The organism is Ensifer oleiphilus (assembly GCF_013371465.1).
Classification (GTDB): Bacteria; Pseudomonadota; Alphaproteobacteria; order Rhizobiales; family Rhizobiaceae; genus Ensifer; species Ensifer oleiphilus.
On sequence record NZ_JABWDU010000004.1, the window covers coordinates 243,248 to 256,832 of the forward strand.

Below are 13,585 nucleotides of genomic sequence, written 5' to 3' on the forward strand. Positions count from 1 at the left end.
TATCCGACGGGCAAACGTCCCAACTGACCCTGGAGTAGTCCATGCGCATTGACGCGATTTCCATCGGAAAGAATCCACCAGAAGATGTCAACGTGATCGTTGAGGTTCCCGTTGGCGGCCATCCCATCAAGTACGAGATGGACAAGGAAGCCGGCACGCTCGTCGTCGACCGTTTCCTCTACACGCCGATGCACTATCCGGGGAACTACGGCTTCGTGCCGCACACGCTTTCCGACGATGGCGACCCGATCGACGTCCTGATCTGCAACACCCGTCCGCTCGTTCCGGGCTGCGTCATCAACGTGCGCCCGATCGGCGTGATGATGATGGAAGACAACTCCGGCAAGGACGAAAAGATCATCGCGGTTCCGTCGGGTCACCTGACGCAGCGCTATGACAAGGTGCATGAATACACCGACCTGCCGGAAATCACGCTCAAGCAGATCGAGCACTTCTTCGAGCACTACAAGGATCTGGAGCCCGGCAAGTGGGTGAAGATTTTTGGCTGGAAGGACGCCGCCGTCGCCAAGCAGCTGATCAAGGAAGCTGTCGAGCGCGCCGCGAACGAAAAGAAGTAAGCTTCAGCTCACTTGCCGACCAGTTCGGCAAGTCGCTTCAAAACATCCTCCGGGTCGGCATCGATCCGGAGGATTTTTTTGCGCTGCGTTTCGCCTGAAAGGAAGGAAATGCGGTTCTTGGCGATACCGATCTCCTTGGCGAGAACGGCGATCAGGGCCTGGTTGGCCTTGCCCTTTTCCGGAATGGCGCGCACGCGGACCTTGAGATGGTCCTGCCCGTCGGCGCCGCTCTCCACCCCATCGATCCCGTCGCGTCCCCCGTTCGGTGTCAGCCGGACGGTGACGCGCACGTGATCGCCGTGGGCTGTAAACGCTTGGGTCGTCAATTTATCAGCGCAGCAGCGCCGGTGCGATCGTCGTGTTCAGGAACAGCTGGATGAAATAGAGGATCACCAGCACCACCAGAGGCGAAAGATCGACGCCGCCCATGTTGGGCAGAACCCGGCGGATCGGACGGTAGAGCGGCTCGGTCAGCTGGTAGAGCGAGCGGCCGATCATGTTGATCGCCTGGTTGTTCACGTTGATGACGTTGAACGCATAGAGCCAGGAAAAGATGGCGGACGCGATGATCAGAAACCACGCGATGTTGATAATAAAGTTCAAGGTGCCGATGACAGCAATCATGCCGGTCTCCAAATCGTTATTGACAGACATGTAGACATTGAGACCTAAACGAGCAAGTACGCCGATTTGCCACGCGCGATCATGTTTAATGCAGGTCGGACAAAGATCGGTACCATCGAGGAGCGTTTCCCCTATGTCGGCCGTTCATACCACCCACCGCTTCGCCGCGTTTCGGCATGTCGGCTATCGTCGCTACTTCTTCTCGCGCTTTCTCGCTTACTTTGCCATCCAGATCATTTCGGTCGCCGTCGGCTGGCAGATCTACGACCTGACGCGCGATCCGTTCGATCTCGGGCTCATCGGCCTCTTCCAGTTCCTGCCGTCGCTGGTGCTGATCCTCGTCACCGGATCTGTTGCCGATCGCTACAACCGGCGCATGATCATGGGCGTCTGCATGGTCGTCAGCACGCTGTGCGCCGTAGCGCTCTTGACGTTGACGGTCACCGGGCTTTTCTCACCCTGGCCCGTCTACGCGATCCTGGTCGTCTTCGGCATCGAGCGGGCGTTTCTGGCGCCGGCGTCGCAGTCGCTGGCACCCAATCTGGTGCCGCCGGAAGACCTGCCCAATGCGATCGCCTGGAATTCGACGTCCTGGCAGACGGCAATGATCGTCGGTCCGGTCGCCGGTGGCCTGATCTACGGCTTCGGCTCCATCGTGCCCTATGCCGTCGGTGTCTGTTTCTTTGCCGCGGCCGCTTTGATGGTGTTTGCGATCCCGAAGCCCGCGGCGCGCTCCAAGGCCCCGGTGCAGAGCTGGGAGACGATCACCGCCGGGTTCCGCTATATCAAGGCGGAGAAGGTGGTGCTGGGGGCGATCTCGCTCGATCTCTTCGCGGTGCTGCTCGGTGGCGCCGTCGCGCTGATGCCGGTCTTTGCCCGCGACATCCTCGATCTCGGCCCCTGGGGGCTGGGGCTGCTGCGCGCCGCCCCCGGCGTCGGCGCCGTCGGCATGGCCATCTGGCTGGCCGCCCACCCCATCCGCCATCGTGCCGGTATCCTGATGTTTACCGGTGTTGCGCTCTTCGGTCTCGGCACCGTTGTCTTCGGCCTGTCGGCAACGCCGTGGCTGTCGATCGCAGCGCTCGTGATCATGGGTGCTGCCGACATGATCTCGGTCTATGTGCGCGAGATCCTGATCACGCTGTGGACGCCCGACGAGCTGCGCGGCCGCGTCAATGCCGTCAATATGGTGTTTGTCGGTGCCTCCAACGAGCTTGGCGAGTTCCGGGCCGGCATGATGGCGTCTGGCTTCGGCGCGGTCTTTGCCGTCGCGTTCGGCGGCGCCGGTACGCTGCTGGTGTCGGTGCTCTGGGCACTCGGCTTCCCGCAGTTGCGCAAGATCGACACGCTCGATGTGCCGGAGCATCGCCGCTAGTGGGGTTTGTCGCTACGCGGCCTTTCTGACGCCCGCCTGCAGGAAGATCAGGTCGAGAAAGTTCTCCATCCAGGTGCGCAATGGACCGTCATGCTGCATGCGCCCGTCGAGATGGGCCTTGCCGATCTGCGCTCCCGGCATTTCAAAGCGATGGGCGCCGTGCACCACCCAGCGATGCATCATGGCGCGCGTCAGTTCGCCGTGAAACTGGATGCCCCAGGCGTTTTCGCCGTAGCGGAAGGCCTGGTTCGGATAGGTTTCGCCCGTTGCCAGAAGCTCGGCGCCGGCAGGCAGATCGAAGCCCTCGCGGTGGAAGTGGTAGACCATATCAGGCCAGTCCATCAGTGCACGACCGGCGTCGGTGGCAACCAGAGGATACCAGCCGATCTCCGTCATGCCTTCATGATGTGGCGCGACCTTGCCGCCGAGATTGCGCGCCAGCATCTGGGCGCCGAGGCAGATGCCGAGATAGGGTTTGTTTTCCCTGAGTGGCACCGACAGCCAGTCGATCTCGCGCCGGACGAAATCCTCCTCGTCATTGGCGCTCATCGGCCCGCCGAAGATGATCGTGCCGCCATGGTGTTCCAGCGTCGGCGGCAGCTCGTCTCCGAGGGCCGGACGGCGGATGTCGAGGGAAAAACCCTTCTGCATGAGGATCTGGCCGACACGGCCGGCGCTCGATCTCTCCTGGTGCAGGACGATGAGGATTGGTTTCCTGTCGATCTCGGCGGCTATCGGCATGTCAGCTTTCCTGTTGCGGTTCGCCTTCTTCCGCCGCATCGATCCTTGCCGCAACTTCCCGTCGTTTCAAGATCCGGTCCCGGCCGGAAACACCGAGAAGATCGGCGATCCGCCAGATCACGTGGTCTTCCATCTCGCTGCGCTCGCCGTCGGCATAGACAACCTCCCAGAGCATGCCGATGAGTTCGATGCGCTGCTCTTCGGAAAGGTGGCGCTTCACTTCGGCGGTGAACTGATAGAAGTCGATCGCTTCGCTTTCGGCCGACTGGCCGGCCTCGACCAGCGCGTCGAGCGCCGCATCGTCAAGCGCATAGTGCTGCTTGATGATGGCGCGCATCGTGCGCTGCTCGGAGGCGAGGATCTTGCCGTCCGCCTCCATCACCTGGATGCAGAGCGCGATGACCGCCACGCGCGGATCGCCCCTCTCGATCCGTGTCGTCGGGCCGGTCAGGCCCTCGAGAAACGTCCGGAAGCGTTCAAACATGGTTTCGCCCACAGCCCCTTACAAAAACTCAGAACAATCGGAAACTGGTCTTTTCCGGCAGCTTCTCGCCGACAGCCGGTTCCCGCACGCCGGGATCATCGGGGGGGCGGCCGAAGAACGGGTCGGCGACCGGCTCGCCATTGGAGGCGCCATCCTTTTCGCGGGGCTTTTCGACGACCGAGGCCGGTTTTCTGGCTTCCGCAACCTTGATCGGCTCCGGGCGCTCCCGCGGAGGTTCGGATACCGCTTCGATGATCACGGGCGTGTCGACAACCTGTCTTGCTGGAGCCGTGCCATGGGCCACCGGAGGGTGATCGGCGAGCACTGGCGGCAGGCTGCGGATTGCTTGATCGGCGCTCAGATGGCCGTCCTCGACCTGTGTGGCAAGCTGCAGCGACGGTGCCTTCCATTCGAAGGCGTCAAGCCGTCCGCTAACCGGCGAGACCGGCAGCCAGGTCGGCGAGGTCACGCCGTCAGCCGTCCAGGCCGGGTCGCGCGGGCTCTTCAGGGCCTGGGCCATCCAGTGGCGGATGCGGCCCTCGTCGCCGGTGTCGGCCTCCTCGATGTCGGCAAGCAGCAAGAAGATGCTCTCGGTCGGCTCCAGCCGCGCTGCGGCCTCCGCCTTGGTGCGGGCGAGCAGAAGCTCGCGGGCTTCCAGCGCCGCCTCGGCGACGGCGGCCATGGCAACCGCGTTGTTCGGGCGGAGCGATTCAAGTTTTCTCGCCCGCTTCAGCCGGTCGACCGCCGTGTCGCCGCCACGTGCCCTGACGTAAAGGCGGGCGATGTCGGGATGCGGTTCATGCTTCCACGCTTTTTCGAGGATCGATGCGCCCTTGCGCAGGTTGTCCTCGCGAAACAGCGCTTTTGCCGCGATGAGTGCTGCCGGCACAAGGTTCTCGTCGAGCCTGAGCGCTGCAAGCGCATCGTCGCGAGCCGTCTTGGCATCGCCGTCGAGGCGGGTCATCGCGCGGGCGGTCAAAAGCACAGCCTTCTTGCGGTCGGCGTCCTTTCGATCAAGCACGTGAGCGGTGCGGCTCTGGTCCAGCAGGCGCAATGCCTCGTCCCATTGTCCGGCCTGGCTCTGGCTGTCGAGCGTTGCCAGCGTCGCCCAAGGCAAATGCGGCGCCTTCTCTGCCGCCCGCTCGGCATATTGGCGTGCCGCTTCGTGCGCACCCAAACGCTTGGCTTCGAGATAGAGACCGCGCAGGCCGAGCTCGCGCGTCTCCGGATCGTCGGCCATCAGTTCGAACTTCTTGCGAGCGTCGTCGTACTTGCCCTCGATCAGGAAGGTCTGGGCTTCGAGAAGATGAATCAGCGGTTCCTGGTCGGCGCTGATCAGGCCGCGGGTGCGCGCCGTCATCTTGCGCGCCTGGTTGGCGTCGCCGGCGCCGGCGGCAATCAACCCGGTCGACAGCGCCTGGTAACCCCTGTCGCGCTTGCGGGCGCGGAAGTAGCGGGTGACGGTGTGCGGCGACAGCCAGATGGTGCGCACCAGCCAGATGGCGATCAACACCGCGGCGACCAGCGAGATCAGCAGCGACGCCGCACGCATCAGGCTCATCTCGATGAGCTGGCCTTGCCAGACGAGCGACAGCTCGCCGGGCCGATCCGCGAGCCACGCGAAGCCGAGGCCGAGGCCGAGCACGATCAGGATGAAGATCAAAATGCGGATCATATCTGTCTTCCTCAGCCTTCGGTCGCGGTCTTGTTCATCGTTGCAGCGACCGCCGCATCGATGATGCCCTCGACCCGCAGACGCTGGTCAAGCTTGACCTTGAACGCTTCGCCGGCAGTCTTGGCGGCTGCCGGCAGAGCATCCCATTCCAAGGCCGCGCCCTTGAGATCGCCATTGTTCAGCTTGTCCTCGATACGGGCAACCACGGCCTCCGGCGTGTCGCCTTCGACGCTGCCGACGGGGCGCACGCGAATGCCCGACATAGCGCTGGAGACGAGGCGGTCGAAGATGCCCTCTTTCGGGTCCGGTTGATTGAGCGTATCGAGCATCGTATCGGCCACCGTTGCAAAGTCGCGCCGAAGGTCGGCCCGCGTTGCCACGCCTGTCGTCGCATCCTGCGAAAGCTCGGTAACTGCCTTTTCCTCCGGAGCGATGCTGCGAAGTGCGTCGAGCTCGGCCAGGAACGGCCCGCCGCGGTCGATCGCGCTCTTCAGCGCCGTCACGGCGACAGCCTTGGCGACCTGGATGTCGTTGGCGGGCTCGTTGAGCTTCTGTTCGGCGGTGTCGATGCGGCTTGCCAGCTCGGCTCTCGCCGCCGTTGCCGATTGTTGCGCGTCGGCGAGGCCCGATTTCAGCGCGGCGATTTCCTTGGTCAGGTTCGTCACTTCGGCTTGCAGAGCCGTCATCTCGGCGGCCGGCGCTCCGCCTGCATCAGGTCCGGCCTGCTCCAGGGCTGCGAGGCGGTTCTCTAGCGGCGCGATATCGATGGTCGCAGCCGGTGCCTGAATGCCGGCCACCTGGTCGCGCAGCGCCTGGACTTCGCTCGAAAGCGTTAGCTCCGTGGTCGACGCGCCTCGGTCGGGGCCAAGCCCCGGTATATAGCCGGCATATTGCAGCACGCCGAAGCCGGCGAGCGTGACGAGGCCGCCGAGGATGCCCGCCGCCAGCGCGCCGGCGCTCGAAGGCGGTTTTTGCACCACTGTCGCCTCGGGCGTGCGACTGATATGCGGCGGCTCTTCGGTGAAGACGGCGGCGGCCGCGTCGGCGCGCTGCTCCTCGATCTCCTCTTCGAGGCGCGCTTCAGCGGCCCCATCGACTTCGGGGGGCTCGGTCGGCTCATCGGCAGCTGCTGCGTGGCTCGCGGTCGCCTCGGCATTTTCCGTCACGGACTTTTCCGCTTCAAGGTCGATCGTCAGCGGCTCTTTCTCGGCTTTCGAGCGGCGCGGCGGGTTTTCCGATACCATGGTGACCTCCTACCGTTGTTGCCTGTCGGTTCTTGCAACAAACCTAGTCAGGCTGACCGGTGAGGGAAAGCCCCCCTCGTTCCGTTTTTGATTGAAATAGCATTAGAGAAGGCTGAAAAGGCTTTCCTCGTCGGGTCTTGCGGCGATCTCGACCGGTGCTCCTTCCGGTAGAGCCGCGGCAACCGCGTCACTCAGGCAGAGGTAGCGCGGTGAGAAAGCGCCGGCTTCAAGGCCAGCGTCAACCAGCAGCGCGGCGAAGCGCCGCGCCGTGTCGTGGGAATAGAGCAGCACGGCATCCGGCGGACCGGCGGAAAGCAGGCGTATCAATGCGTCAGGCGGATGGGCGATCGGCTGCATCCGGTAGCATTCGACGGTAAGGTGATCGATGTGAAGCTGGCGAAGCGTCGCTTCAAATCCCTTGGAGCGGGGGGAGCCTGCGAGATAGAGGAGGGGTCGTTCGGATCGAGACGGCGTGGCCGCGATCAGCTCCGCAAGGCTCTTGCCGTTGCCCCCCGCTGTGTGGACGGTCGTGAAGCCGAGTGCGCGCGCCGCACGCGCCGTCGCTTCGCCGACGCAGAAGCAGGGTTTGGCCTTATTTTTATACGGTGTGAGATCGGCCTCCAGTTCGGCCAGCACCCGAACGGCTTCGGCGCTCGTCAACGCGATCGCCGCATGCGGCGTTTCGAGTGCTTTGCGCGCGGTCTCAGGCAAATGTTCCGCCTGCGCCAGCGGCAGCAGATGGGACCGGTGACCCATGCGCTCCAGCCGGCGGGCCGTAGTCTCCGCGGCGGGCTGCGGCCGGGTCACGAGCAGCCGCATGGTTCAGGTCCAGCTTGAGAAGAAGCCCGGTCCCGCCGCAGCGCGGATATCTTCGCCGGCCTTTTGCCCGAGCGCTTGGGCATCCGCCGCCTTGCCTTCGATGGCGATGCGGTGATGCGTGCGGCCGTCGGGCGTCAGGATCATGCCGGAGAAACGCAGATGGGTGCCGTCCGAGATCGCCAGACCGGCGATTGGGGTGCGACAGGAGCCATCGAGGGTCGCAAGGAAGCCGCGCTCGCAGGCAACGGCCTCATGGGTTCTTCTGTCGTCGATGGCGGCGAGCAGGTCGTTGACGCGGGCGTCGCCGATCCTGCTCTCGAGACAGATCGCCCCCTGGGCCGGTGCCGGCGGAAACTCTTCAGGATCGAGCAGTTCGGTCGGCACGTCGGTCATGCCGAGCCGCTTCAGGCCGGCATAGGCGAGCAGCGTCGCATCGACCTGACCTTCGGAAAGCTTGCGCAGCCGCGTCTCGACCTGGCCGCGATAGGTGATGACATTGATGTCGGGCCTGAGCCGGCGGATCAGCGCCTGGCGGCGCAGTGACGACGAGCCGACGGTCACGCCTTCGGGCAATTCCAGGAGTTTCGTCGCGGTGCGACCAATGAAGGCGTCGCGAATGTCCTCGCGCGGCAGGAAGGCGGACAGGAACAGGCCGTCCGGAAGCTTGGTCGGCATGTCCTTGGATGAATGAACGGCGAAATCCAGTTCGCCCGAGAGCAGCTGCTGCTCGATTTCCTCGGTGAACAGGCCCTTTCCGCCGATCTCGGCGAGCGAGCGATCGGTGATGCGGTCGCCCTTGGTGGACAGGATGACGACCTCGAACATTTCCGGCGGCAGACCATGCGCGGCGACAAGCCGATCGCGCGTTTCATGGGCTTGAGCGAGCGCCAACGGGCTGCCGCGCGTGCCGATCCGGAAAGGTTTTGTTTGCATCAAAGGCTATCCATTGTTACCGGAGTTCCGTGTACCCACCTTTCGGTGCGACCGCAATCTTTGAGTAGTTCCTGATGTCCTCGCCCATGCGCATTCTCGGCATAGAAACAAGCTGCGACGAAACCGCAGCTTCCGTCGTGCTGCGCGACGAAAACGGCCAGGGAAGCATCCTCGGCGACGTCGTCTTGAGCCAGTTGGAAGAGCATAGCGCCTATGGCGGCGTGGTTCCGGAGATCGCAGCGCGCGCCCATGTCGAGGCGCTCGACACGCTGATCGAGGAGGCGCTCTTACGCGCCGGCGTCACGCTCGACGACATCGATGCCATTGCTGCGACAAGTGGTCCCGGTCTGATCGGCGGCCTGATCGTCGGGCTGATGACCGGCAAGGCGATCGCCCGGGCAACCGGCAAGCCGCTCTATGCCGTCAACCACCTTGAGGGTCATGCGCTGACCGCGCGGCTGACCGATGGTCTTTCCTTTCCCTATCTGATGCTGCTCGTCTCGGGCGGTCACACCCAGCTGATCCTGGTCAAGGGCGTCGGCGACTACGAGCGCTGGGGCACGACGATCGACGATGCGCTCGGCGAAGCCTTCGACAAGACGGCGAAGCTCCTCGGCCTTCCCTATCCCGGCGGCCCCGCCGTCGAGCGCGCGGCGGTGAACGGCAATGCCGAACGGTTTAATTTTCCACGGCCGCTGGTCGGCGATGCCAGGCTCGACTTCTCCTTCTCCGGCCTGAAGACGGCGGTGCGCCAGGCAGCGCAGTCGCTGGAACCGGTGACGGAACAGGACATCGCCGACATCTGCGCCTCGTTCCAGCGGGCGATCTCGCGCACGCTCAAGGATCGGATCGGCCGTGGCTTGAAGCGGTTCAAGACGGATCATGCGTCCGTCGAAAAGCCTGCCCTCGTCGTTGCCGGCGGCGTTGCGGCCAATCAGGTGCTGAGGGCAACGCTGCAGGAGCTCTGCGACAGGAACGGCTTCGATTTCATCGCGCCGCCGCTTGCGCTTTGCACCGACAATGCCGCGATGATCGCCTGGGCGGGTGCCGAGCGGTTTGCCGCCGGCCTGCCGGCCGACGATCTCGACGTTGCGCCGCGCTCGCGCTGGCCGCTCGACCACCAGGCGCAGACCTTGCTCGGTTCCGGCAAGCGCGGCGCCAAGGCATGACGGAAATCCGCCGGGGCATGATGGACAGACTATGAACACCAATCCGAAGATCGTGGTGGTCGGCGCCGGTGCCTTCGGCACGGCGCTTGCTGCAGTCGCAGCATCCGCCGACGGGAGCGACGTGACCCTTCTCGCCCGGCGGGAAGAGACCGCGGAGGAGTGCCGGCGAACTGGCCGCAACGAGCCGGCGCTTCCGGGCATCGACCTGCCTGCAGGCCTCAAGCACAGCGCCGATGTCGCGGTGCTTGGCGATGCCGAGATCGTTTTGTTCGTCATGCCGTCGCAGGCGCACCGCGAAGCCGCGCGCCAATACGGCCCATCGATCAACGCTCAGGCGACGATCGTCACTTGCGCCAAGGGCATGGAGCAGGCGACCGGCCGCCTCCTGACCGACGTGCTTCTGGAGGAATTGCCGGGACACGGCATCGGCGTGCTCTCCGGCCCCGGCTTTGCGGCCGATATCGCCAAGGGGTTGCCGACGGCAATGGTGGTCGCTGCCGCCGCCAACGAGACGGCGACGCTGCTTGCCGAGGCGCTGTCCGGTCCGACCTTCCGTCTCTACCCATCAGAAGATCGCATCGGCGTGCAGCTTGGCGGCGCGCTGAAGAACGTGCTGGCCATTGCCTGCGGCATCGTCGAGGGCGCCGGGCTTGGCGATAGCGCCAGGGCGGCGCTGATCTCGCGCGGTCTTGCGGAAATGTCCCGCTTCGTCGTCGCCGAAGGCGGGGACGCCGATACGGTTCGCGGCCTCTCCGGGCTCGGCGATCTCGTTCTGACGGCAACCAGCCACCAGTCGCGCAACCTGCGCTTCGGCATCGCGCTTGGCAAGGACGGCCGTGCCAGCGGGCGCCAGGGCGAACTTGTCGAAGGCGCCTTTGCCGCCTCGGTGGCCGCCCGGGTCGCGCGCGAGCTCGGCGTCGAGATGCCGATCACCGAGGCGGTTGCCGCCATCATCGACGGAAGGCTCGATGTGCGCACCGCCCTTGAACAATTGATGTCCCGTCCGATCACCCAGGAATGAACCGGTCGACGGGATGAGGAAAAGTGCCAGGCGGTTGTCCGCCGGCATCCCGCGCCAAACGAAAACTTAGGAGGAAGCATGCTTTTCGCACTTCAATGCACCGACAAATCAGGCGCGCTGCAGCTTCGGCTCGACACGCGGCCGGATCACGTCGCCTATCTCAACGACCTCAATGCCAAGGGCATCCTGAAGATGGCAGGTCCCTTCCTCGGCGACGACGGCAAGCCGACCGGCAGCCTGGTGATCGTCAAGGCCGAGACGATCGACGATGCGCGCGCCATCGCCGAAGCCGATCCTTATGCCAAGGCCGGCCTGTTCTCCAACGTCGAAATCAAGGCCTTCAACTGGGTCTTCAACAACCCAGAGGCTTGAGGCAAGAATGGCGTTCTGGCTTTACAAATCCGAGCCCTTCAAGTGGTCATGGCAGATGCAGAAGGACGCGGGCGAAAGGGGCACCGAATGGACCGGTGTTCGCAACTACCTCGCACGCAACAACATGCGGGCGATGCAGATCGGCGACAAGGGCTTCTTCTACCACTCGAACGAGGGGCTCGAGATCGTCGGGATCACCGAGGTCTGCGCGCTGTCGCATCCGGATTCGACGGCCGAGGGCGATGCCCGCTGGGATTGCGTCGACATTCGCGCTGTGCGCGACGTGCCGCGCCCGGTGACGCTGAAGGAGATCAAGGATAATCCCAAGCTCTCCAACATGGCGCTGGTCACCAGCATGCGCCTTTCGGTGCAGCCGGTCACCGAGGATGAGTGGATCGAAGTCTGCCGCATGGCCGGGTTCGACAATCCGCCGCGCTAATCCTGTTTTCCGCGTAGTCCGTCCGAAGCTCTTTATCGGACCACGCACGCCCGGAGCTTTTCTTGAAGACCGATCCCGAAAGCTTCATTCGTGCCAACACCGGCGTTCTGTCGCCGCCGCATGTGCCGGAAGTCCGGCTGCATCTGGCGACGGAAGCGCACGAACTCTGGCTGAAGACGGAGGAGGAACTGGAGGAGATCGGTCTGCCACCGCCGTTCTGGGCCTTTGCCTGGGCCGGCGGGCAGGGGCTTGCGCGTTACGTCCTCGATCATACGGAGGTCGTGCGCGGCCGGCGCGTCGTCGATTTCGCGTCTGGATCCGGGCTGGTGGCGATTGCTGCGATGAAGGCGGGGGCGGCCTCGGTGCTTGCCGCCGATATCGATCCCTGGGCCGAGACGGCGGTTCGGCTCAATTCAGAGCTCAACGACGTCGAGATCGCCTATACCGCTGAGGATATCACCGGCCGCGATCTGGCCGCTGATCTCTACCTCGCCGGTGACGTGTTCTACGACAAGTCCTTTGCCGAGCGCCTGCTGCCCTGGTTCACGGCGCTCGCTTCGGGCGGTGCGACGGTCATCGTCGGTGATCCCGGCCGCTCCTATTGTCCGCGCGACCGGATGACGGCGCTCGCGACTTATGAGGTGCCTGTCACAAGGGCGCTTGAGGACAGCGAGGTCAAGCGCACCACGGTTTGGCGGTTCGGCGCATAGGGGCCGTGCAGAGTCCGATCGACAGCCACGGTGCCGCTAACGTCGGATAACGCAGACGCCGTGCTCGAAGGCACAGGCGCGATTGAGCGTTCTCGGTGACACGACGATGATCTTTGCGCGGTTTACCTTTGGTGGCGGCGCGAACTGCCCGTCGTCGTAATAGCTGTAGTTGCCTTCCTGGCTGAAATAGATGCCGTTGCCCGGGTCCCTGTAGGCCGAAATGCCACCGGCATAGGTGCCGATGCTGCCGATCGTATCGGGAAAGCCGTCGCCGCCGTAGCTATCCGGGCGGCGATTGTAGCGGTCGCCCGATGTCCAGATCGTGCTCGCCGAGCGCTCGCGCGCCCAGCCGTCGCGATAGCGCAGTCGCTCGCCATAGTGCCCGGGATACGGACGATATTTGGGAAGGCGGATGTGTCGCACGCGGCTATTCACCTCCGGCAGTCCGTTCTGCACGGTCCAATCGTTGCGCGATATCGAATTGCCGCCGCGCATGGCGCGATAACCCATGCGGTCGAATTCGTGGCGGCTGAAGGAGCGGTGCGAATCGAGCCGGATGTGTCGGCCGCGAGACTGCACTTCCAGCGAGCCACCCCAGTCTCCTGCGTTGACCGGCAGGCAGGCAGTCGCGACAAGCAGGCCCGCAAGTGCTAGAACTTTGGTCGCATGGATTGCTCGAAACAGAAACATCCTGTCCGCCCTCCGAAAAACGCTTAACAAATCGTTAAGAGCACTCTGGGGCAATTTCGCTGGAAAGTCACGGATTTGGTTATGGTTTTCGCGCGTATCGTTAATTGGACGCGGTGTCTCGGTCGGACCTGAAAATGCCGCTTTTCGTCTAATCGATTAAATTGATTTTGCACTGCAAACACACTTGTCGTTAAGCAATATGGTGATTAAAGGTCCGAAGGACTGAATTGCGCACAATCAGGTGCGATACCGGACTAAAGTCGTCCACTTTTTGGGCGGATATCCGGGCATTTCCGTGAGGTTCCGATGACGGATGTCACAAGAAGCCGGCCGCTGTCGCCGCATCTTCAAATCTATAAACCGATCCCGACGATGGTGATGTCCATTGTGCACCGCATTACCGGCGGCGCGCTCTACTTCGGCACCATTCTCGTCGCCTGGTGGTTGATCGCTGCCGCGTCCGGCGAAGCCTATTATGAGTGGGTCAGCTGGCTGTTCGGCACGCTCATCGGCAAGCTGGTGCTCTTCGGCTACACTTGGGCGCTGGTGCACCATATGCTCGGCGGCCTGCGTCACTTCATGTGGGATCTCGGCTACGGCTACGAGAAGCATTTTGCCACCAAGATGGCGAAGGCCACGATCGTGGGCTCGGTCGCACTCACCGTGCTGATCTGGCTCATCGGCTATCTCGTGCGGTACTGAGGGGACAAC

General features: G+C 63.7%; 17 protein-coding genes. 8 read left to right on the plus strand and 9 right to left on the minus strand.

Features of this window, described 5'->3' with window-relative positions:
* Positions 1 to 41: 41 nt before the first annotated feature.
* Positions 42 to 578, plus strand: coding sequence for an inorganic diphosphatase (gene ppa / locus HT585_RS18755; RefSeq protein ID WP_077500789.1), 537 nt, complete (start codon positions 42 to 44; stop codon positions 576 to 578).
* A gap of 8 nt (positions 579 to 586) precedes the next feature.
* Here ppa and HT585_RS18760 read toward each other — a convergent pair whose 3' ends face one another.
* Both HT585_RS18760 and HT585_RS18765 read right to left on the minus strand, forming a co-directional pair.
* Entirely contained in the window at positions 587 to 904 is a 318-nt protein-coding gene (locus HT585_RS18760; RefSeq protein ID WP_176354399.1) for a DUF167 domain-containing protein, read from the minus strand.
* 4 nt (positions 905 to 908) lie between these two features.
* Entirely contained in the window at positions 909 to 1,202 is a 294-nt protein-coding gene (locus HT585_RS18765) for a YggT family protein (protein ID WP_025425107.1), read from the minus strand.
* A gap of 133 nt (positions 1,203 to 1,335) precedes the next feature.
* Here HT585_RS18765 and HT585_RS18770 point away from each other — a divergent pair, with 133 nt between their 5' ends.
* Complete coding sequence (locus HT585_RS18770; protein WP_176354400.1) at positions 1,336 to 2,577, plus strand: MFS transporter; 1,242 nt, start codon at positions 1,336 to 1,338, stop codon at positions 2,575 to 2,577.
* Positions 2,578 to 2,589: 12 nt separating this feature from the next.
* Here HT585_RS18770 and HT585_RS18775 read toward each other — a convergent pair whose 3' ends face one another.
* The 6 genes from HT585_RS18775 to hemC all read right to left on the minus strand — a co-directional run bounded on the left by HT585_RS18775 (position 2,590) and on the right by hemC (position 8,473).
* Entirely contained in the window at positions 2,590 to 3,318 is a 729-nt protein-coding gene (locus HT585_RS18775; RefSeq protein WP_176354401.1) for a glutamine amidotransferase, read from the minus strand.
* Between the two features lies 1 nt (position 3,319).
* On the minus strand, positions 3,320 to 3,802 hold the full coding sequence (locus tag HT585_RS18780; RefSeq protein WP_176354402.1) for a tellurite resistance TerB family protein: 483 nt from the start codon (positions 3,800 to 3,802) through the stop codon (positions 3,320 to 3,322).
* A gap of 28 nt (positions 3,803 to 3,830) precedes the next feature.
* Entirely contained in the window at positions 3,831 to 5,477 is a 1,647-nt protein-coding gene (locus HT585_RS18785) for a heme biosynthesis protein HemY (RefSeq protein WP_176354403.1), read from the minus strand.
* 11 nt (positions 5,478 to 5,488) lie between these two features.
* Positions 5,489 to 6,721 (minus strand): COG4223 family protein, encoded by a 1,233-nt coding sequence (locus HT585_RS18790; RefSeq protein ID WP_176354404.1) that lies wholly within the window; start codon positions 6,719 to 6,721, stop codon positions 5,489 to 5,491.
* Between the two features lie 102 nt (positions 6,722 to 6,823).
* Complete coding sequence (locus HT585_RS18795) at positions 6,824 to 7,540, minus strand: uroporphyrinogen-III synthase (protein WP_176354405.1); 717 nt, start codon at positions 7,538 to 7,540, stop codon at positions 6,824 to 6,826.
* A 3-nt stretch (positions 7,541 to 7,543) separates the two neighbouring features.
* Positions 7,544 to 8,473 carry a hydroxymethylbilane synthase gene (gene hemC, locus HT585_RS18800; protein WP_176354406.1) on the minus strand — a complete coding sequence of 310 codons (930 nt, stop codon included), beginning with the start codon at positions 8,471 to 8,473 and terminating at the stop codon, positions 7,544 to 7,546.
* Between the two features lie 74 nt (positions 8,474 to 8,547).
* Between hemC and tsaD the strand changes: the two genes are divergently transcribed.
* The 5 genes from tsaD to HT585_RS18825 all read left to right on the plus strand — a co-directional run bounded on the left by tsaD (position 8,548) and on the right by HT585_RS18825 (position 12,184).
* Entirely contained in the window at positions 8,548 to 9,642 is a 1,095-nt protein-coding gene (gene tsaD, locus HT585_RS18805; RefSeq protein WP_176354407.1) for a tRNA (adenosine(37)-N6)-threonylcarbamoyltransferase complex transferase subunit TsaD, read from the plus strand.
* 31 nt (positions 9,643 to 9,673) lie between these two features.
* Positions 9,674 to 10,663 (plus strand): NAD(P)H-dependent glycerol-3-phosphate dehydrogenase, encoded by a 990-nt coding sequence (locus HT585_RS18810; RefSeq protein WP_176354408.1) that lies wholly within the window; start codon positions 9,674 to 9,676, stop codon positions 10,661 to 10,663.
* A gap of 78 nt (positions 10,664 to 10,741) precedes the next feature.
* Complete coding sequence (locus HT585_RS18815) at positions 10,742 to 11,035, plus strand: YciI-like protein (RefSeq protein WP_176354409.1); 294 nt, start codon at positions 10,742 to 10,744, stop codon at positions 11,033 to 11,035.
* Between the two features lie 7 nt (positions 11,036 to 11,042).
* Positions 11,043 to 11,474: an EVE domain-containing protein gene (locus tag HT585_RS18820; RefSeq protein WP_176354410.1), complete on the plus strand. Its 432-nt coding sequence runs from the start codon at positions 11,043 to 11,045 to the stop codon at positions 11,472 to 11,474.
* Between the two features lie 62 nt (positions 11,475 to 11,536).
* Positions 11,537 to 12,184: a class I SAM-dependent methyltransferase gene (locus tag HT585_RS18825; protein WP_176354411.1), complete on the plus strand. Its 648-nt coding sequence runs from the start codon at positions 11,537 to 11,539 to the stop codon at positions 12,182 to 12,184.
* Positions 12,185 to 12,220: 36 nt separating this feature from the next.
* Here the strand turns inward: HT585_RS18825 and HT585_RS18830 are convergent, their stop codons facing one another.
* Entirely contained in the window at positions 12,221 to 12,874 is a 654-nt protein-coding gene (locus tag HT585_RS18830) for a hypothetical protein (protein WP_176354412.1), read from the minus strand.
* Between the two features lie 306 nt (positions 12,875 to 13,180).
* Here HT585_RS18830 and sdhC point away from each other — a divergent pair, with 306 nt between their 5' ends.
* On the plus strand, positions 13,181 to 13,576 hold the full coding sequence (sdhC, locus tag HT585_RS18835; RefSeq protein WP_176354413.1) for a succinate dehydrogenase, cytochrome b556 subunit: 396 nt from the start codon (positions 13,181 to 13,183) through the stop codon (positions 13,574 to 13,576).
* Positions 13,577 to 13,585 lie beyond the last annotated feature (9 nt).